Annotated in this window: 20 protein-coding genes and 1 pseudogene; 13 read left to right on the top strand and 8 right to left on the bottom strand. The window is 58.6% G+C overall.

Annotation, left to right across the window (positions count from 1 at the left end):
- Window positions 1-33: 33 nt before the first annotated feature.
- Together BW958_RS20700 and BW958_RS20695 are read right to left on the bottom strand one after the other, a co-directional pair.
- A complete protein-coding gene (locus BW958_RS20700; protein ID WP_256702056.1) occupies window positions 34-141 on the bottom strand; it encodes a helix-turn-helix domain-containing protein in 108 nt (35 codons plus the stop codon).
- Between the two features lie 3 nt (window positions 142-144).
- Window positions 145-333 (bottom strand): annotated as a pseudogene (locus tag BW958_RS20695) (recombinase family protein); the annotation flags it as partial.
- A 158-nt stretch (window positions 334-491) separates the two neighbouring features.
- On the opposite strand from BW958_RS20695, the gene BW958_RS16440 reads away from it, so the two are divergent.
- From BW958_RS16440 to BW958_RS16420, 6 genes are all read left to right on the top strand, one after another.
- Window positions 492-860 carry an ArsC family reductase gene (locus tag BW958_RS16440; protein WP_076576930.1) on the top strand — a complete coding sequence of 123 codons (369 nt, stop codon included), beginning with the start codon at window positions 492-494 and terminating at the stop codon, window positions 858-860.
- A gap of 10 nt (window positions 861-870) precedes the next feature.
- Complete coding sequence (dapE, locus tag BW958_RS16435; protein WP_076576929.1) at window positions 871-1,998, top strand: succinyl-diaminopimelate desuccinylase; 1,128 nt, start codon at window positions 871-873, stop codon at window positions 1,996-1,998.
- Window positions 1,995-2,666: a M15 family metallopeptidase gene (locus tag BW958_RS16430; protein ID WP_076576927.1), complete on the top strand. Its 672-nt coding sequence runs from the start codon at window positions 1,995-1,997 to the stop codon at window positions 2,664-2,666. The genes dapE and BW958_RS16430 overlap by 4 nt, the downstream gene beginning before the upstream one ends.
- 2 nt (window positions 2,667-2,668) lie before the next feature.
- Window positions 2,669-2,812: a hypothetical protein gene (locus tag BW958_RS20400; RefSeq protein ID WP_143233120.1), complete on the top strand. Its 144-nt coding sequence runs from the start codon at window positions 2,669-2,671 to the stop codon at window positions 2,810-2,812.
- A 164-nt stretch (window positions 2,813-2,976) separates the two neighbouring features.
- Window positions 2,977-4,704, top strand: a complete 1,728-nt coding sequence (locus BW958_RS16425; RefSeq protein WP_076576926.1) for a potassium/proton antiporter — start codon at window positions 2,977-2,979, stop codon at window positions 4,702-4,704.
- A gap of 14 nt (window positions 4,705-4,718) precedes the next feature.
- Window positions 4,719-5,822 carry a beta-N-acetylglucosaminidase domain-containing protein gene (locus BW958_RS16420; protein ID WP_076576924.1) on the top strand — a complete coding sequence of 368 codons (1,104 nt, stop codon included), beginning with the start codon at window positions 4,719-4,721 and terminating at the stop codon, window positions 5,820-5,822.
- 58 nt (window positions 5,823-5,880) lie between these two features.
- On the opposite strand, the gene BW958_RS16415 is transcribed toward BW958_RS16420, so the two are convergent.
- Window positions 5,881-6,510 (bottom strand): LysE family translocator, encoded by a 630-nt coding sequence (locus BW958_RS16415; protein ID WP_076576923.1) that lies wholly within the window; start codon window positions 6,508-6,510, stop codon window positions 5,881-5,883.
- A gap of 211 nt (window positions 6,511-6,721) precedes the next feature.
- Here BW958_RS16415 and BW958_RS16410 point away from each other — a divergent pair, with 211 nt between their 5' ends.
- Window positions 6,722-7,243 (top strand): DUF1523 family protein, encoded by a 522-nt coding sequence (locus BW958_RS16410; RefSeq protein ID WP_076576921.1) that lies wholly within the window; start codon window positions 6,722-6,724, stop codon window positions 7,241-7,243.
- 13 nt (window positions 7,244-7,256) lie between these two features.
- Window positions 7,257-7,577 (top strand): winged helix-turn-helix domain-containing protein, encoded by a 321-nt coding sequence (locus BW958_RS16405; protein WP_076576920.1) that lies wholly within the window; start codon window positions 7,257-7,259, stop codon window positions 7,575-7,577.
- Here BW958_RS16405 and BW958_RS16400 read toward each other — a convergent pair.
- The gene (locus BW958_RS16400; RefSeq protein ID WP_076576918.1) at window positions 7,550-9,763 is read right to left on the bottom strand and encodes a response regulator; all 2,214 of its coding nucleotides are present in this window, start codon (window positions 9,761-9,763) and stop codon (window positions 7,550-7,552) included. The two genes, BW958_RS16405 and BW958_RS16400, sit on opposite strands and share 28 nt — an antisense overlap.
- A 6-nt stretch (window positions 9,764-9,769) precedes the next feature.
- On the bottom strand, window positions 9,770-10,216 hold the full coding sequence (locus BW958_RS16395; protein ID WP_256702055.1) for a putative pterin-binding protein: 447 nt from the start codon (window positions 10,214-10,216) through the stop codon (window positions 9,770-9,772).
- Between the two features lie 260 nt (window positions 10,217-10,476).
- Between BW958_RS16395 and BW958_RS16390 the strand changes: the two genes are divergently transcribed.
- Window positions 10,477-12,108: a tetratricopeptide repeat-containing response regulator gene (locus BW958_RS16390; protein WP_076576917.1), complete on the top strand. Its 1,632-nt coding sequence runs from the start codon at window positions 10,477-10,479 to the stop codon at window positions 12,106-12,108.
- 74 nt (window positions 12,109-12,182) lie between these two features.
- Window positions 12,183-12,989 (top strand): exodeoxyribonuclease III, encoded by an 807-nt coding sequence (gene xthA, locus BW958_RS16385; protein WP_076576915.1) that lies wholly within the window; start codon window positions 12,183-12,185, stop codon window positions 12,987-12,989.
- A 48-nt stretch (window positions 12,990-13,037) separates the two neighbouring features.
- On the opposite strand, the gene BW958_RS16380 is transcribed toward xthA, so the two are convergent.
- The gene (locus BW958_RS16380; protein ID WP_076576914.1) at window positions 13,038-13,457 is read right to left on the bottom strand and encodes an NUDIX hydrolase; all 420 of its coding nucleotides are present in this window, start codon (window positions 13,455-13,457) and stop codon (window positions 13,038-13,040) included.
- Window positions 13,458-13,599: 142 nt separating this feature from the next.
- Here BW958_RS16380 and mobA point away from each other — a divergent pair, with 142 nt between their 5' ends.
- From mobA to BW958_RS16365, 3 genes are all read left to right on the top strand, one after another.
- Entirely contained in the window at window positions 13,600-14,190 is a 591-nt protein-coding gene (mobA, locus tag BW958_RS16375) for a molybdenum cofactor guanylyltransferase MobA (RefSeq protein WP_076576912.1), read from the top strand.
- A complete protein-coding gene (mobB, locus tag BW958_RS16370) occupies window positions 14,171-15,451 on the top strand; it encodes a molybdopterin-guanine dinucleotide biosynthesis protein B (RefSeq protein ID WP_076576911.1) in 1,281 nt (426 codons plus the stop codon). Before mobA ends, mobB begins: the two co-directional genes overlap by 20 nt.
- A 77-nt stretch (window positions 15,452-15,528) precedes the next feature.
- Window positions 15,529-16,320 (top strand): substrate-binding periplasmic protein, encoded by a 792-nt coding sequence (locus BW958_RS16365; RefSeq protein ID WP_076576910.1) that lies wholly within the window; start codon window positions 15,529-15,531, stop codon window positions 16,318-16,320.
- On the opposite strand, the gene BW958_RS16360 is transcribed toward BW958_RS16365, so the two are convergent.
- Both BW958_RS16360 and rlmF read right to left on the bottom strand, forming a co-directional pair.
- The gene (locus tag BW958_RS16360; protein ID WP_076576909.1) at window positions 16,311-17,039 is read right to left on the bottom strand and encodes a MaoC family dehydratase; all 729 of its coding nucleotides are present in this window, start codon (window positions 17,037-17,039) and stop codon (window positions 16,311-16,313) included. The genes BW958_RS16365 and BW958_RS16360 overlap by 10 nt on opposite strands.
- A 127-nt stretch (window positions 17,040-17,166) precedes the next feature.
- Window positions 17,167-18,129 (bottom strand): 23S rRNA (adenine(1618)-N(6))-methyltransferase RlmF, encoded by a 963-nt coding sequence (rlmF, locus tag BW958_RS16355; RefSeq protein ID WP_076576907.1) that lies wholly within the window; start codon window positions 18,127-18,129, stop codon window positions 17,167-17,169.
- Window positions 18,130-18,222: the final 93 nt, after the last annotated feature.

The following is an 18,222-nucleotide window of genomic DNA, read 5'->3' as shown; positions in this document are numbered from 1 at the left end:
CTAAGAAGTGACATGCTGTTCAACCAAGTCAAACTATTGAGTCGGTTTTGTAACAGCAATCCGATGGATACTCGACACACTGATACCTAGCCGCTTTGCCACTGATGCCTTAGCGATGCCTTGTGATAGAAGATGCAGCACCTCCTACCGCTTCTCCATCGCTGTCGGCTTGCGGCCCTTGTAGACCCCTTTTGCCTTCGCCAAGGCGATCCCTTCTGCCTGACGCTCTAGCATGATTTCCCGCTCGAACGTGGCGATGGCTCCGATCATGCTCAACATCAGCTTACCTGTCGGGGTAGCCGTATCGATGCCCTGATTCTGAATTTGCAATGTTACCCCTTTGGCGTGTGGCTAGTCTGTGATCTCCAACAAGTGCTTTTGTTCCGAACGCGACGGACCAACCCGCATGAACTCCGAAAATCCCCTCTCGTTTTCATAAATGATGTTCACCTGTATGCTACTGACCAATGTACGGAACAGGCTGAATATCCATGGATAACATTCAAGCGCCCGAGGCCATCCTCTACGGGATTAAAAACTGCGATACCGTCAAGAAGGCGCGCAAGTGGTTGAGTGAGGCAGAGATCGACCATCGCTTTCATGATTTGCGCAGTGACGGGCTCAGTGAGGCGCAGCTCGACGAGTGGCTGGCAACGCTTGGCTGGGAGGCGATGCTCAATACTCGCGGCACCACCTTTCGCGCTCTGCCCGAAGAGCAAAAAAGCGAGCTGACCTTGGATAAAGCCCGCGCCCTGATGCTGGCACAACCGGCCATGATCAAGCGCCCGCTGCTGGCCATCGATGGCCACTATCACCTCGGCTTTAAGCCCGAGCAGTATCACACCCTCTTTTCCCGTTAAGGACGAACCGATGTCTGATGTCATCGAACTGGCCAAGGAGCTGATCCGCCGCCCCTCCGTGACCCCTCTCGATGAAGGGTGCCAAACCCTGATGGGTGAGCGCCTCGCCGCGCTGGGCTTTACCCTCGAACCCATGATTTTCGAGGACACCACCAACCTGTGGGCTCGCCGTGGTGACAGTGGCCCCCTGTTCTGCTTTGCCGGGCACACCGACGTGGTGCCGGCGGGCCCGCTCGACAAATGGCGCACGCCGCCCTTCGAGCCCACCATCAACGACGGGATGCTCTACGGCCGTGGCGCTGCCGACATGAAGGGCTCGCTGGCCGCCATGGTGGTCGCCGTCGAACGCTTTGTGGCCCAGCATCCGGATCATCAGGGCTCGATCGCTTTTTTGATCACCTCCGATGAAGAGGGTCCCTTTATCAACGGCACAGTGCGGGTCATCGACACCCTTGAAGCGCGTGCCGAGAAGATCACCTGGTGCATCGTGGGCGAGCCTTCTTCCACCAGCGAGGTAGGCGATGTGGTTAAAAATGGCCGCCGCGGCTCACTGACCGGCGATCTGGTGATACGCGGTGTTCAGGGCCACGTGGCCTATCCCCATCTGGCTGATAACCCGATCCACCGCGCCGCACCGGCGCTGGCTGAACTTGCCGCCATCGAGTGGGATCAGGGCAATGACTTCTTCCCCCCCACCAGTTTTCAGATTGCCAACATCAATGGCGGTACCGGCGCCTCTAATGTCATTCCCGGCGAGCTGGCGGTGCAGTTCAATTTTCGCTTTAGCACCGAGTCCACCTCGGAGGCGCTCAAAGAACGTGTTAAGGCGCTGCTGACCCGGCATGGGCTCGATTATGAGCTGAACTGGACTCTCTCTGGCGAGCCATTCCTGACCGATACCGGCCAGCTGCTCGACGCCGCCGTCGAGGCTATCGCGGCCGTCAATGGTGCCAAACCGCAACTGCTCACCACAGGCGGCACCTCGGATGGCCGCTTTATCGCCCCGACCGGCGCCGAAGTGATCGAGCTTGGCCCGGTCAACGCCACCATTCACAAGGTCAACGAGTGCGTGAAAGCCAGCGATCTCGACCTGCTGGCCGACATGTATCAGGGCGTGCTGGAGCGCCTGTTGGCATGAACTCTGCGCAACTGCTCGGTACCGACGGGCGCCACCTCATACTGCTTGGCAATGGCCCGCACCGTCTGACGCCGGAGGCGGCCGCCGCCTTTGCTGCAATGCAGGCCGCGGCCGCCAGCGAGGGACACAATCTGCAGCCGGCCTCGAGCTGGCGCAGTTTCGAGCGTCAGCTTGCCATCTGGAACGGCAAGTGGCGCGGCGAGCGTCCGGTGCAAGGCGAGCAGGGTGAGCCGGTTGATATTCACGCTCTGGATGATGCACAGAAGGTCGCCGCCATTTTGCGCTGGAGCGCCCTGCCTGGCACCAGCCGCCATCATTGGGGCACTGATCTCGATATCTATGATCCGGACCGGCTGCCCACTGGTACCAAGCTACAGCTGGAGCCTTGGGAGTATCAGCCGGGGGGCTGGTTTGCCGCGCTTTCTGATTGGCTTGAGGCACATATGGCGCAGTACGGCTTCTTTTTGCCATTTCGTGGCGAGAGCGCCGGCGTTGCCCACGAGCCGTGGCACATCAGCTTCGCGCCGCAGTCGCAAACCCTGCGCACCGATGCGGATGCGCTGGCCGAGCTGCTGCAGATGAGCGATATTGAGGGCAAAGCTGCGATCCTTCCCCGCCTTGCGGAGTTGCTCGAACGCTACGGTGCCATTTCGGCACCCAAGGAGTAATGATGAACCTGTGGTTGTGGATTGGCCTGCCGCTGCTGTTTTTGCTCGGTCTGTTTCTCAACGCCATCAAGGACATGAAACAGCTCGAAAAGCAGTTGCCCAAGTACCGGGACAAAATACGCGACGTCAAGGACGACGATGATTGACAAGACGGGGCCACGGCCCCGTCTTCATTGGTCCGGCCACTGAATTTGTATGCAAAAAAGGCCCTGTTGAGGCCATTTTTGTTGCGACTTTTCCCCCTTGACGCCGTATGATGAATTAACAGGCGCTGTTTTTTACAAAATAATCACATCAAGGGGGTCAGGCATTGAATGCGAGCACCATCAACCACTTTTTTCTTGTCGTAGGGTTGCTGGTTGGTCTCAGTGTCCTGCTCAGCTCCCTCTCCTCACGCCTTGGCATCCCCATCCTGGTGGTATTTCTCGCCGTCGGCATGCTGGCCGGTGAAAACGGCCCAGGTGGGATTCAGTTTGCTGATTATTCAATGGCTTACCTGATAGGTAACCTGGCACTGGCAATCATCCTGCTTGATGGCGGTATGCGCACCAAGGTGTCATCCTTTCGGGTTGCGCTATGGCCTGCGTTGTCACTGGCCACCCTCGGGGTGCTGGTCACCACCAGCCTGACCGGCTTGATTGCCGCCTACCTGTTTGATCTCAACTGGATGCAGGGCATGCTGATCGGCGCCATTGTCGGCTCGACCGATGCCGCCGCCGTATTTTCCTTACTGGGCGGGCGCAGCCTTAACCAGCGGGTCGGCGCCACCCTCGAGATTGAATCCGGCAGTAACGACCCGATGGCGGTGTTTCTGACCGTGACCCTGATTGAAATGCTGGCCACTGGCCAGCAAGTGGGGCCGGGTCTGTTTGTCTGGAGCCTGATTAAACAGTTCGGCATTGGCGCAGGACTCGGACTCGGCGGCGGCTGGCTGCTATGGCGCATCAACAACCGCGCCGTGCTGGCAACCGGCCTCTATCCGCTGCTGGCAGTGAGCGGTGGCCTGCTCATCTTCTCCATCACCACGGCGCTCGGCGGCAGCGGCATTCTGGCGGTCTATCTCACCGGCCTCTTGCTCGGGAACCGGGTGGTACGCAGCCGCAGCTCAATTCTCTCGGTTCTCGACGGGCTGACCTGGCTCAGCCAGATCTGCATGTTCGTGGTGCTCGGGCTGCTGGTCACCCCGAGCAACCTGCTGCCTATCGCCCTGCCGGCCCTGCTGCTGGCCACATGGATGATTGTGATCGCAAGGCCACTGGCGGTCTGGTCGAGCCTGCTGCCGTTTCGCAACTTTTCGGCCCGCGAACGCTGGTTTATCTCCTGGGTCGGCCTGCGCGGGGCGGTGCCCATCATTCTTGCGGTGTTCCCAATGATGGCCGGTTTGCCGCAGGCCCAACTGTTTTTCAATGTGGCGTTTTTCGTGGTGCTGGTCTCTTTGGTGGTGCAGGGCAGCTCGTTGCCACTCGCTATCCGGCTGGCCCGGGTAGAAATTCCAGCCAGTCCCTCCCCCATCTCGCGCGCAGCGGTGGAGATCCACCCCGAGAGCGAGTGGGAGCTGTTTATCTATCAGCTGGGGGAGGAGAAGTGGTGCATCGGCTCACCGCTGCGCGATCTGCATATGCCAAGCGGCACCCGCATCAGCGCCCTGTTTCGCGGCAACCGGCTGCTGCACCCCTCCGGCAGTACCGAACTGCTGGCCGGCGACATTCTCTGTGTCATCGGCCATGAAGAAGATCTGCCAGCACTGGGCCAGCTGTTTAGTCACGCTCCGTCGCCTCAGTCGGATCTGCGCTTCTTCGGTGATTTCCAGCTGGAAGCCACGACCCGTCTTGGTGAACTGGCGCTGCTCTACGGTCTGGATTTGACCGGGATCGAAGATCAGAGATTGGGTGACTACCTGAGTCAGGCGTTGGGCGATAAGCTGGTCGTTGGCGATCAGCTGGATTGGCAGGGTCTGCGTTGGACCGTGGCTGAAATGGATGATAATCAGGTTCGTCGGGTAGGGGTTCGCCTGCTGGACGCCCAGGATGATGAGTAGTTTGCGGAGGAGTCATGCCGTACAGCACCGTTCTAGAACACCCCCACCCTCTGCAGCCCAAGTTGGGCGTGATTGAGGGATTTTTTGGCAAAGGCTGGAGCTGGTACGCCCGCCGCCGTTATGCCCAGTGGCTGCCACGCCATGGCTACGGTTTTTACATTTATGCTCCCAAGGAAGATGCCTGCCTGCGCAAGCAGTGGCACTCTCCCTGGAGCGAAGCAACCCTGCATGAGCTTAAACTACTGGCCGCCGAGTGCCGCGCCAATGGGCTAGCCTTTGGGATTGGATTAAGCCCGATGGGCGCTCATCACGATTATGCCCATCAACGCCCGCTGCTCGAAGCCAAGGTGCGCCTGATTGATGACGAGCTGGCGCCGGATATTCTGGCGGTGCTGTTTGATGACATGAAAAGCGATACACCAGACTTGGCAGCCTGTCAGTTGACCATCGCCCATGACATTGCCAGCTGGACCCGGGCACCGCGACTGCTACTCTGCCCCAGTTATTACTCCACCGATCCGATCCTCGAGAAGGTGTTTGGTCCGATGCCACAAGGCTATCTGACCGAGCTCGGGCTACATCTTGATCCCAACTTCGACATCTTCTGGACCGGCCCTAAAGTGATGTCGAAAAGTTACCCGAGCGATCATCTGGCGCAGGTTACCGACTGGCTCAAGCGCAAGCCATTTTTGTGGGACAACTACCCGGTCAACGATGGCAGTAAATCGAGCGCATTTTTAAATCTGAGTGCGTTTGAAGATCGCCCCGCCCGTCTGGCCCAGGAACTGTCAGGTCACGCCGTCAATCCGATGAAACAGGCTGCGCTGTCGACCATCCCGCTGGCCACCCTGCCCATGAGCTATCGGCTGGGGGATCACTATCATCCCGACAAGGCGTTCCATGCCTCGGTGCAATCATCTTGTGGCCCGCAACTGGCGCCGTTGATTGAAGAAGATCTGGCGCTGATGCAGGCGGTGGGCCTCAACCAACTGACCCCCGAGCAGCACCAGCAGCTGCAGACTCGTTATCAGGCCTATCGCGGTCAGGTCTGTGCCGACGAAATCCTCGGCTGGCTGGCCGGTGAATACCAGTTTGATCCGGACTGTCTGACCGATTGAGTCAACAAGCAGCGGGGCGACATCATGTCGCCCCGCTGCTTGTTGCATCTTGCTGCGCTTAACCAAACGCCAGCCAGACCCCGACACCCATCATCAAGGAGCCGGCAATCCGGTTCATCAATCGCACATTGCCGCTCTTGGCCAGAAAATGACGCAACGTACGCCCGCCGCTGGCATAGAGCACCAGGCAGGAGAATTCGATGATGAGAATAAGCCCTACCAGCGCAATAATCTGTGGCGCCAGCGCCCGACTGGTAGAGATAAAGGGGGGCAATAGAGAGATCATAAACGCCCACCCCTTGGGGTTAGCGATGGCGGTAACGAAACCCTGTCCTGCCAGGGTCAGGGCGCTGCCGGGGCGATCCGATCCCTGCTCACCCATTGCCATTTTGCCGCGCGATTGCCACATCTGGATGCCCAGCCACAGCAGATAAGCGCCGCCCACGTATTTGAACAGATGGAACAGGGTCGGATAGTGCAGCATCACCGCAGCCACCCCAACCACCGACAGCACTGACACCAGTCCGACACCAATCAGTTCTCCCCACATCATGTGCAGGGTTCGCCGCACGCCGATGCTCATGCCCAACGTCATGGCCAATGTCATGCACATGCCAGGGGTCACCGAGACGAAGAAGAAGGTGGGGATAAACAGGGCCAGAATGGCCGGGTCGATATAGGCAGACACACGATACTCCTTTTGCGGGTCAGTCCACCATGATGCCGTGGTGTTTGCCTATCAGGCAACCCCTGAGACGCTGTTTAACCCGACCTGGCGCCACCCTGTCGCATGCGGGGCAGTGACGGGCTACTTTTTCAGCCAATGGTGTCATTCGGGGTGGGCGATGCCATGAAGATTGGGTAAGGTATCACCATCTTCCCTAGTGCGAACCGATAGCATGAACGCGAAACTGGAAAAACCCGCCTATCTCCTGCTGGCCATGGTGGCGCTGGCCTCAGCCCTGTGGCTGGATTACTACCTGCCGGAGAAACAGATCGCCACCATCACAGGTGTCGAGGTCAAACGAACCGACAAGGACGGCCCCATCAGCAAAAACAATCCGGCTGACGGCCCCACCACGGATGTCTATTACATCTACACCGAGAAAGCGGGCGAAAGCGTGCGGGTGTTTCGCAACGAAGATACCGGCTGGGGCTGGCCTTTCTATTTCAAGTTCAATGCCGCTGACGTTCAGGCCAAGGCCAAGTCGATGGAGTTCGACAAGCGCCGCGCCCTGCTGACCTCTTATGGCTGGCGCATCAACATGCTCTCCCTGTTCCCGAACGTCACCAAGGTCGAAGATGCCCCGGAAGACGTGTCCACCTGGAGCTTCTTCCGCTGGTTCTGGTTTGGTGTCTGGGCGCTGGTGATGGGACGTGCGGCACTTTGGCTGTGGCGCCGGTTCGAGCACGCCGACTGACAGGGCGCGTATCATGAGTGACATCAAGCAGAGCAAGACTCGCACCAGCTTCTTTCGCCGCCTCTATGTGGCACATCTTGTCAGTCAGGGGACAGCCACTGTCCCTGCCCTGATGGAAGCAACCGGCATGCCGCGGCGCACCGCGCAAGATACGCTTGAGGCGCTGGCCGAGCTCGATATCGTCTGTGCCTTTGAGCAAGGAGAAGGGGCGCGTAACAATCAGGGGGGGTATCGGATTCTGGACTGGGGACCGATTGATGCCGACTGGGTGGCCCGCGAAGCGCCGCGTCTGGCCCGTGAGCTCGGTTACGACCCGGAGCAGAAAACCGCCTGATCCTCTGACAGGCGTGCCAACACGCCAGCCAAATCATGCCTGGAGACCGGTTTGTGCAGCAGTCCGCACATGCCGGCCTCAATACAGCGTCCCTCAAGCCCCGGCGTCATATCCGCCGTCAGCGCCATCACGCAGCCCGGTTTATAGCTTGCCTCTGTCAGCAGATGGCGAGTGGTGGTGAGCCCATCCATTCCCGACATATGTAAATCCATCAACACCAACGGATAATAGTGCTGATGACAGGCGTTCAGCGCCTCTTCGCCTGAACTGGCTGTGACAACAAGGCAGCCCAGACGCTCCAGCATTAACGCCGCCACGGTTCGGTTAACGCCGTTGTCATCCACCACCAGCACTCTGAGCCCATCGCTCTCAGGCCGCTCATCCTGCTTGCTGACCGCACTGGCTACGACTTCCAGCAGCCGCAGTTTATCAACCGGTTTGGTGAGATAACCGTTCATGCCCGCCGCCAGATAGCGCGCTTTGGCATCGGCCATGGCATCCGCCGTGACGGCGATGATCGGTACATTGGCCCACGGCTGACCAGAAGCGCGAATGATAGTGGTGGTGGCCGGGCCATCGAGCACCGGCATCTGCATATCCATCAAGATCAGGTGAGGCTGGGTCAATGCCAGCGCAGCCAACGCCTCGCGGCCATTAGTGGCTTCACGCACCCTATGCCCGGCGCTACTGAGCATAGCGCCCATCACCTTGCGATTGGTGCCATTGTCATCGACCAGCAGGATATCAAACGTCTGCTGACCGGCTGCGGCACTGCCCGGCTCGGCCGGCTCAAGCTCGGCGGCCAGATCGGCCTGCCAGCTCAGGGTAAAACAGCTCCCCTTGCCTGGCTCACTCTCGACCCGGATCTCGCCGCCCATCAACTGGGCTAAACTGCGTGAGATCTCAAGGCCCAACCCGGAGCCGCCATATTCACGGGTGATCGAGATATCGGCCTGGGCAAAGCGCTGGAACAACATCCCTAACTGCTCGCGGGAGATACCGATGCCGGTGTCTTGCACCGATACCTCAACATGGTAACGCTGCTCGCTGATGGGCGTGGCGCTCAGGCGCACCGTCACCTCGCCGCGCGGCGTGAACTTGATGGCGTTGGAGAGCAGGTTGAGCAGGATCTGCCGTAGCCGCAGCCGGTCGGCCATGATCCAGCGTGGTCCGGATTCTGGTAGCAAAGATTGCATGCGTAGCTGCTTTTTCTCGCCGTTGGGGCGCAGCAGCTCAAACAGATCGCGGATCAGGGCGTGCAGATCACAGGGCACCAGCTCAAGGTGGATCTTGCCCTCCTCAAGCTTTGACACATCGAGAATATCGTTGAGTAGCTCCAGCAGATGCTCTGCCGATTCACGCGCGGTATTAAGATAGCTGCGTTGCCGCTCGCCCAAAGGCTCGTCCGAGAGTAACGAGAGCATGCCGATCACCCCGTTCATCGGGGTACGGATTTCGTGGCTCATGTTGGCAAGAAAACTGCTTTTGGCACGGTTCCCCGCCTCGGCAGCGTGATTGGCGGCAATCAGATTTTCGTTAAGGCGGCGCATCGCTGCATGCTGCTCATCGGTTCGCCGCTGCTGACGCCAGGCCAGAATGGCAAACAGCAACACCAGCGCAAACTGCAGCACCGCAATCACGGTGGTGGTGATGATCTGGTGGCGCACCGAATCACGCCGCGCCTCATCGAACAGGGCAACCCGCTGGTTGACTTCCAACATCAGCGGTTGCAAGCGCTCAATCACTTGTGGCAATTCCTGCTGCAAGCGGTTGACGGCCTCCTGATCCACCTTCAGGTCGGGGGTTGGCCCCAGCCAGTGATCTCCCATGGTGATAAAGGCGTGCAACACATCGCGCACTTCACCAAACAGAGGGAGATGTGCCAGCAGACGACGATCGCGCCCCATCAGGGCCAGATCGACCCGACTGGCAAAGATGTCATAGCGCAGTTGCAACGCGGCATCGCGCCCCGGTCGCCACTGCAGCAAGGCATTTTGCAGGCGCAGAGTTTCATTGTAGAGCTGTGAGTAGTTCCACATGATGCTGTCATCGCCCTGATTGGCGTTGGCTTGCAAGTCAGCAAACTGGCGATATTGCACCGCGCCGATCCCCACCATGGCGCTGATCAGCACCAGCACAATGATGATAAGAAAACGGCGACTAGAACTGCCAACCCGCAGCAACATGCAACACTACTCCACAGTAATCCTGTCGATCTGCCAGACCGAACGCGCGTAATAGAGCTTGCTCTTAAGACGAGGTAGCTCATCAAAAGGGTACATCAGAAAAAACGGTCCACGCTGGCGCACTGACAAAGGCTGGCCATCCTGTGAATGCGCCAAGATGACACTAAAGTCGCGCAGATCGGAAAACGGCAACGTGGCAGAATATTCATTGAGTGCATGCAGTGTGACCTGACGGCCCTGTTTGATCCCCAGGCGGTTCAATAGATCAAGCAAACGAGGGCCACGATAGGAATGGACCCCATCATCCCAGGGGGTACCCGTCACGATCTCATACTGGGGCAACCGACTAATTGTAGCCTCATCCACGACGACCTCGGTGACGGGCTCACCGACAAAATGGGTTTGCACCGTCACGACCATCTCGCTGGCTTGTACCGATACGAGCCATCCCATTGCACACATTCCGTAGATCCATCCACGATACCAAGCCTTCATCATAAGCACTCACATTATCAATACCACTGCAATGTGGCGCCGCATCTTGCCTTGCTGGTGAAACGAGCGCAAATCCAATCAACAACAAACCTTCAATTGAGTAACAAAGACAAACCAATTTAGTACGCAATGAGCCTCCAATGAGGACTACGCCGGTTTGCCGCTCCGTTGGTTTGCTGGCACACTTCAGGGAAGAACAGATCGAACCTGAGAATGCTATGTCCCCGTCCGCTCCTGCTGATCATGAATTGCGCCTGCTGCTGGTCGACGAGCAGCGCTCATTTCACATCATGATGAAGGCGATGCTGTTCAACGTGGGGATAAGTCGCATCCATTACGCCTACTCTGCCGATGAGGCGCGTCGCCTCTGCCTGCGCGATACCTTTGATGTCTTTTTGATTGACTATGACTTGGGTGCCGGTGAAAACGGACGGCAACTGCTGGAGAGTCTGCGCGAGAAAAAGCTGATCCCGCCGCACGGTGTGGTGATGGTAGTCAGCGGCGATGCCAGCCGCGCCATGGTATTGAGCGCCCTGGAGCTAGAGCCTGATGAGTACCTCATGAAGCCCTTCTCTCAGGAGCAGTTCAAAACCCGTCTGCGCCGCGCACTGGAGCGCAAGCGCAATTTGTTGGCCCTGTTTCAGGCGCTGGATCGGGGAGATGATGCGACGCTGCTCGAGGAGTGTGAATCGGGCGCCACCCAGCACCCTAAATACAGCAATTTCTGCCGCTGCCTGCAGGCTGACACGCTGATCAAGCTCAAACGGGCTCAAGAGGCACGCAGCCTGATGCGCCAGCTGCTGGCCGCCCAGGATAATAGCTGGGCCCGTCAGGCACTGGGACGTGCCTGCTTTGATCTCGGTCTGTTTGATGAGGCCATCAGCCACCTGCAAGCCTGTCTTCGCCTTACCCCCTTGATGGTGGAGGCTTATCACTGGCTGGCCGAAAGCTACCTGGCGCAGGGCCGTGACGACGATGCACAGGCGCAGCTGCAACAGGCGGTGGCCATCTCGCCACAATCGGTGCATCTGTCACGTCGTCTGGCGGAAGTGAGCCTAAAGCGGGGCGATTACGCCGTGGCCAAGGATGTGCTGCTAAGCCTCATTGATCTGACCCGTAACTCGATTCACCGCACGCCCCATTATCTTGGCGCCTATATCCAGACCCTGACGCTCTATGCCCTCAATAGCAACGACAGCTATCACATCGCCAATCTGCAAAAACAGGTCAATAACGCCCTCTCCCGGCTGCGCGACGTGATGGTTGGAAGCGATTTTAACTATCCGGCCTTCGAGCAGCTCTGTCAGGCGCGGGTGCAAATTGCCCGTGGTGAGCTGCTCAAAGGCAAGAAGATGCTCTATCGCGCCAACCAAAACTGGCTCGACGCTCCGGAAAACATGCCACCTACCCTGCTGGGTGAAACCATCCTCGGACTCTATCAGTTAGGGGAGTTTGAATATGCAGACAGTTTGCAGGGACTGCTCTCTGATAATGAAGATCAGCTGCTGACCACCTGCATTCAGGTGACCCGCACCGACAAAACGGTGCTAGAGCGCCGCCAGCGCTATCAGCAGCTTAACGAATTGGGCATCAAGGCCTATCAGGCCGGGGAGCTCGAGCAGGCGCTGGGCCATTTTCGCGAAGCGCTGCGCCGCGCACCGGCTAACACCGGCGCGGCACTTAACAAGATCCAGGTATTGCTGCAGCTCATTGGCAAAAGCCACAAGAATAAGGATTATGACGATGAGTGCCGAACCACCATCAGTCTGCTCGACGGTATTCCGCTCAACCCGGCCCAGAACGAACGTTATCGCAAGCTGCGTGATGAGTTTACCCAGCTGCGCCATTGACGACCGAGCAGACCTTGCATCCGGCCCCCTTTCCTAGTCCAATAACCTCAAACAACGACATGAGCATCCGGACAATGAAAATCGTCTCTTTCAATATCAATGGCCTGCGTGCCCGCCTCCATCAGTTGCAAGCCCTTATCGACAAGCATCAACCGGACGTGATCGGCCTGCAGGAGATCAAGGTTCACGACGAGGCGTTTCCCCGCGAAGCGGTGGAAGCCATGGGCTACCACGTCGTATTCCACGGCCAGAAGGCCCACTATGGGGTCGCAATTCTGAGCAAGCAGGCCCCCCTGTCGGTGGAAAAGGGCTTTCCCGGCGATGATGAAGAGGCGCAGCGTCGCATGATCATGGCTACCTTCCAACGCGCCGACGGCTCAGTCATCAAGGTGATGAACGGCTACTTCCCGCAAGGGGAAAATCAGGATCACGAAACCAAGTTTCCGGCCAAGACCCGCTTCTATGCCGATCTGCAAGCCTATCTTGAGCATCACCACTCGCCGGACGAACAGCTGGTGCTGATCGGCGATATGAACATCTCTCCGTCCGATCGGGACATCGGCATTGGCGAGGCCAATCGCAAGCGCTGGCTCAAAGAGGGCAAGTGCTCCTTCCTGCCTATCGAACGTGAATGGATGGCCCGTCTGCTGAGCTGGGGGCTGACCGATACCTTCCGCGCCGCCCACCCGGACGAGTGTGAACGCTTCTCCTGGTTTGATTACCGCTCACGTGGCTTTGATGAGAACCGTGGTCTGCGGATTGACCTTATCCTCGCCTCTAACGCACTCAAGGAGACGGTGACCGAGGTGGGGATCGACTATGAGCTGCGCGGCATCGAGAAGCCCTCCGATCACGCACCGATCTGGACCACCTTCGCCTGATCAATCTGATCTATCGGTTCAATCAGGGAGCCTCGGCTCCCTGCTGCTTTATGCCAGCGCGCCGCGCTCTTGCAGCGCCAGTAGCACCCGCCGGGTCCCTTCCGAGCAGCGCGCCAGATCCGAGCAATCCAGCCAATCCAGCTCGGCGATTTCAGCGGCGCACTGCAGCGACCCCTGATAATCGGCCTGATAGCAGCTCAACATCACCTCGACCCCGACTTTGCCATCGGCCGGCGCCACGAAGCGCCCCAGCGAACGGATGCTCTGCTGCACCAGTTGTACGCTAAGCTCCTCGTCAATTTCACGCAGTAGCGCCTGCTCGTCACTCTCACCCGTTTCGCGCTTGCCTCCAGGCAGATAAAACAGCGTCTTGCCGTGCGAGCGCACACAAAGCAGACGTCCCTCTTTAATACAAATCCATGCCAGCTTATCAATCACGTTCCAGGCCTCCTGCAACAGGAGTGGCATTATCCCTCGGCCATCCATGCGTTGTCACCGTTGCAAGCGTCAACCGATTGCCTGAGCGAACGTTCTGTCGCACACTGCCCTTTCGTGGCGGCGCAACGCCTTGTGGGCGTTGATAAGTGCCGCTGATGCCTGGAGCGAACTGATGAACCATGATCCCGAGCTTCCCTGCGCGCTGATCCTCGCTGGCGGTCGCGCTACCCGCATGGGCGGCGATGACAAGGGGTGGCAAAAACTTGCTGGCAAGCCACTGATCCACCATCTGCTGGAGCGCATCACGCCGCAGGTCAGCCACGTCATGATCAGCGCTAACCGTCACTTGTCGCACTACCAAGCCCTCGCCCCCACCCTGCCAGACCCCTTACCGGATTATCCCGGCCCACTGGCCGGCATGCTGGCGGGTTTGCAGGCTGTGTCTGATAACTGGCTGTTAGTCGTTCCGTGCGATACCCCGTATCTGCCAACTGATCTGGTGACGCGCATGCTCGCGGCCCGCCGCTCCGACACCTTAGTGGTCGTAGCACACGACGGTGAGCGCCCGCACCCGGTGGTGGCACTGCTGCATCGAAGCCTGCGTGATTCACTGGCTGCGTTTTTACAGCAAGGCGAGCGCAAAATCGGGCTCTGGTATGCTCGTCATCCGATGGTTTACGCCGATTTCAGCGACTGCCCGGCGGCGTTTGATAATCTCAATACGCCCGATGATCTGACCCGCCATGCCACATTGCCCCACTGAACTGGCCACTCCCCTGCCAGTGCTGGCCATCTCGGCCTGGAGCGGCACGGGAAAAACCACCCTGCTCGAGCAGGTGATTCCGCTGCTGGTTGCGCGAGGCATTCGCCTGGCGGTGATCAAACACGCCCATCACGACGTCAATCTGGACCAACCGGGCAAGGATAGTTGGCGGCTGCGCGAAGCCGGAGCCAGTGAAGTGCTACTTGCCAGTGACAAACGCATCGCCTGGCTCAAGGAGACACCAGAGAGCCCTATCGCCTTGGCAGCCCTGCTCGAGCGTTTTAATCCCGCCGAGCTGGATCTGGTGCTGGTTGAGGGGTTTAAGGATGAGCCACTGCCCAGATTGGTACTCTATCGCGCCGCCTTGGGCAAACCGCTGCCAGATATGACGCAGCGCAACGTACTGGCGGTGGTCACCGATATGCCGCTTGCTACCGACCACCTACAACTGCCTCTTAATGATCCGGGCGCGGTGGCCAACTTCATTGTGACCTTGCTCAGCCGCCAGCAAACCCTGCCGGACTCACTGGTCGCACTCAATCTGGCCACGCGACACTGGTGCGCAAATGCTCCCGCTGCCAAGGTGTACCACTGCCCATTGCGCGGCGCGTTGGGGCTCGCGTTGGCAGGTGACCTGCCCTTGCTGGGCACTGTGGGTCAACCTATCGATTTTTCGCTGATAGAGCGTGCCGCGCTGCATGGAATGACCACCTTGCCGGTGGCACAGGCGCCCTGCGTACAACTTCACGCTGAACTGACCACTTCGCAGCTGCAACCCTGGCTGGCACTGTTGCAAGGCGCCGGATATCGGTGCGATAACACGGCGCAGGCCCCTACGCTGACGCTAACACTGCTCGCGCCCGGAGCTGCGCTGCCAACCGATTTATCCCACCACTGGCACTGGAATGGGCAAGCGCTGCTGACGCTGGGGGCGCGCGGCCGTCAACCTACTCTGGCCATGATTGCCACGCCACAGATGGCACTACTGCTACAACATGCCATTTTGGCGCCCTGGCTGGCGCACGCAAATGGCCACCCTCCGCCAGCCGATTATCTGAGGGCGCGGCTGCATAGCTCGCTGGATCCATCGCAGGGGCCGCTGCAGGCGGCATTTTTGTGGCAAGCTCACGATGCCGGTTGCTACTGCGCTACACAAAGACCGCACGCATTAGCGATACCTGCTCTGGTTTTCTGCCCAGAGCAGGCCCCCATAACGGGTGACACCGTATGGGTTAAACCGCTTAGCGATCACAGGGCGTGAGGTTGGTGGTAACTAAGGATGAAAAGTCGCCACCGGTTGTGCCAGAATGGATTGAGCTAAGGGAGAAGGGGTATCGAATGGGTTCTAAGTTCGGTGGATTATGTCTGCTTTTTCTGGCATTTGCCGGCTCGGCTGAACCGGTCAGGGTCGGCGTGAGTCTGGCTATTCCGCCTTATGTGCTGCGCGCCGAAGAGCGTGGCATTGAACTGGATCTGGTTCGTGAAGCCCTGAAACACAGCACTTTTGAACCCCATTTCTATTACCTATCCCTGCGCCAAACCTATGAGCTTATCGAGCGCCATCAGCTCGACGCCATTATCAATGTGCGACCGGGGCTGTTGAACAACGTGCACCTTTCGGCCCCCGTCATCACCTTCCATAACCGGGTATTTACTCTGGCACCGCGCAAGCTGGCCAAACTATCGGAGCTTGCCGGACTCAACGTGGTCGCGTTTCAGCGCGCCCGCGATGTGCTGGGGAAGGAGTTTTCCGATGCCGTGGCCAAAAGCCAGGATTATCAGGAAGTGGCCCGCCAAGAGTTGCAGGTCAGGCAACTTTTTGAGGGGCACGCCGAGGCCGTGGTGATGGAGGAGCGTATCTTCGAGCATTACCGCCAGCTGTGGGCGGCACAGAGCGAACATCCAGAGCGTTATCAGCAGAGCCGGGTTATCAGCAACGCGCTGCTGCCCCCGACGATTTACCATTTTGCGTTTACCAGCAGCGCCGTGCGCGATGCCTTTGACAAAGGCTTGGCCAGCATGAAACAAGATGGTCGCTATGAGAAAATTATGGCCAGTTACCAAAACGCAGACAGGGCGCAACGCCCTGTCTCATCAACACCGGTCATCACAGCTCAGAATCAGAAATAGAGTCGCGTCAGTGACTCGATAACGCAGCCAGGGCGACGAACCCCTTCAATCTCCACCTTGATCTCTTTGAGCAGCTCAATCCCGCCCTTGATGGCCGTCACTTTGGCGAGCTTGGTGCGAGCGCGGATACGGCTATCCACCTTGATGGGATAAGGGAAGCGCACCGAATCTAGGCCATAGTTAACCACCATACGGGCGGTCGGAAACTCTGGACTCTGCTCATCCACCGAGCCAGTCAGTTGCGGCAACAACGCCAGCGTCAGGAAGCCGTGAGCGATGGTGGTTTTGAACGGCGACTCGGCAACCGCACGCTCCGGGTTGGTGTGGATCCACTGATGATCACCCGTCACTTGGGCAAAACCGTTGATCATGGTCTGATCAACGTGCAGCCATTCACCGACATGGGTCTCTTCACCGATACGCCCCGACAAGGAAGCAAAGACTGCGGCAGCCTCGCCTTCCAGCTCGACAGTGGGCTCACCACTGGGCGCTGCAACTGGCGAACCATTAACGACCTGCTGCAGCTCACGACTTTGCGCCGGTTGCACCAGGTTAGTCACAGTGGCGTCCATCACCCGGCCAAGCAGAGGGTGATGCTGCGCCATTTGCTGAAACTCACGCCAATAGTCGCGAATGGCCGGGGAGAGCCAGTCCTTGAGCTCAAAGGGGTGTTGCGCCAAGATTTCCTTCTTGCGCTTCAGAAAATCGACAACCTTCATCAACCGTTCCTACTTCTAGCTGGCTGCTAAACAGGTCAAACCAGTCGCTATTTTAGAAAAGAACGGGGGATAATTGCAAAAAAATCTCAGCGTACAGCTGTACCTGCAGGCGAAGTTATCACTTACCTTACACTTTCTTCTCACCGTGCTGACCGGTAGCAAGATCAGACTCGCTAAAGCGCCAGGCCAGGATCCGGGTCTGTTTATTGCCCTGCACCATGGTAATGACCCGCACCTCGTTTGCCCCTGCCGAGGCAAGCCAGCTGCGGGCTGGACGGATATTCTCTCCCTTTGACACCAGGCTGGTAAACCAGCCGCACTGGCTGGCAAAGCGCCGACTCTCGGCGATCATCCGGCGCAAAAAAGCCGCCTCGCCACCCTCACACCAGAGCTCATGATTGCGGCCGCCAAAGTTAAGTGCGGGCGATTTACCTTGCGTCGAAGTGTGACGTCCGCCTTTGCTACGGGCCAGATTACGCAGTTTGCGTTCACTCCCCTCGTTAGCAGCGGCAGCGCTGGAGTGAAACGGCGGGTTACACAGCGTCGCAGCAAAGAACTCCCCAGGCTGAATGATGCCTGAGAAGATATGGGCCACGTCACGCTGCTCGCGGCAGACGATCCGCTTCTCAAGACCGTTGGATTTGACGATTAGGCGGGCGTTGTTAAGGGCGCCGCCGTCCACGTCAGAGCCGACGAACTGCCAGCCATAGCTCTGATGCCCCAGCAGCGGATAGATGCAGTTAGCACCGGTACCAATATCCAGTAGCCTGATCTGACCCCCTTGCGGGATCTCGCCCCCGTCGGCCAGCAGATCGGCGAGATGATGCAGATAATCCACCCGCCCGGGGATCGGGGGACAGAGATAACCGGCCGGGATATCCCAAAAACGCAGGCAATAATCTTTACACAGGAGCGCCCGATTGAGCGCCTTGACGGCAACAGGGTTGGCAAAGTCGATGGTCAGCCGACCGGTCGGCCCGGGTCGGACATGGGCAGCCAGCTCCGGGCAAACAGCGATAAGTGCTTTGAAATCATAACCGTGGCGGTGGCGATTGCGTGGATGCAATCCCGATTTGGGGGCATTGGACATGGCTGACTCACCGGAAAAAACCGGCGCACACTATAACTGTCAGCGCTAAAAACACAAAAGGCCCCGTAGGGCCTTTTATCGTCAGTCTGGAGA

The organism is Aeromonas sp. RU39B, assembly GCF_900156095.1.
In the GTDB taxonomy this organism is placed as follows: Bacteria; Pseudomonadota; Gammaproteobacteria; order Enterobacterales; family Aeromonadaceae; genus Aeromonas.
The sequence above is the reverse complement of the archived record's forward strand: the minus strand, read 5'-3'. Positions and strand labels throughout refer to the sequence as shown.

Bases quoted from the DNA above. Each gene is read 5' to 3' on its own strand.
- BW958_RS16405 (WP_076576920.1), top strand. From the start codon at position 7,257: ATGAGTGACATCAAGCAGAGCAAGACTCGCACCAGCTTCTTTCGCCGC.
- xthA (WP_076576915.1), top strand. From the start codon at position 12,183: ATGAAAATCGTCTCTTTCAATATCAATGGCCTGCGTGCCCGCCTCCAT.
- BW958_RS16420 (WP_076576924.1), top strand. From the start codon at position 4,719: ATGCCGTACAGCACCGTTCTAGAACACCCCCACCCTCTGCAGCCCAAG.
- BW958_RS16400 (WP_076576918.1), bottom strand. From the start codon at position 9,763: ATGTTGCTGCGGGTTGGCAGTTCTAGTCGCCGTTTTCTTATCATCATT.
- mobA (WP_076576912.1), top strand. From the start codon at position 13,600: ATGAACCATGATCCCGAGCTTCCCTGCGCGCTGATCCTCGCTGGCGGT.
- BW958_RS16390 (WP_076576917.1), top strand. From the start codon at position 10,477: ATGTCCCCGTCCGCTCCTGCTGATCATGAATTGCGCCTGCTGCTGGTC.
- BW958_RS20400 (WP_143233120.1), top strand. From the start codon at position 2,669: ATGAACCTGTGGTTGTGGATTGGCCTGCCGCTGCTGTTTTTGCTCGGT.
- BW958_RS16395 (WP_256702055.1), bottom strand. From the start codon at position 10,216: ATGGGATGGCTCGTATCGGTACAAGCCAGCGAGATGGTCGTGACGGTG.
- BW958_RS16410 (WP_076576921.1), top strand. From the start codon at position 6,722: ATGAACGCGAAACTGGAAAAACCCGCCTATCTCCTGCTGGCCATGGTG.
- mobB (WP_076576911.1), top strand. From the start codon at position 14,171: ATGCCACATTGCCCCACTGAACTGGCCACTCCCCTGCCAGTGCTGGCC.
- BW958_RS16365 (WP_076576910.1), top strand. From the start codon at position 15,529: ATGGGTTCTAAGTTCGGTGGATTATGTCTGCTTTTTCTGGCATTTGCC.
- dapE (WP_076576929.1), top strand. From the start codon at position 871: ATGTCTGATGTCATCGAACTGGCCAAGGAGCTGATCCGCCGCCCCTCC.
- BW958_RS16380 (WP_076576914.1), bottom strand. From the start codon at position 13,457: ATGCCACTCCTGTTGCAGGAGGCCTGGAACGTGATTGATAAGCTGGCA.
- BW958_RS16430 (WP_076576927.1), top strand. From the start codon at position 1,995: ATGAACTCTGCGCAACTGCTCGGTACCGACGGGCGCCACCTCATACTG.
- rlmF (WP_076576907.1), bottom strand. From the start codon at position 18,129: ATGTCCAATGCCCCCAAATCGGGATTGCATCCACGCAATCGCCACCGC.
- BW958_RS16440 (WP_076576930.1), top strand. From the start codon at position 492: ATGGATAACATTCAAGCGCCCGAGGCCATCCTCTACGGGATTAAAAAC.
- BW958_RS16360 (WP_076576909.1), bottom strand. From the start codon at position 17,039: ATGAAGGTTGTCGATTTTCTGAAGCGCAAGAAGGAAATCTTGGCGCAA.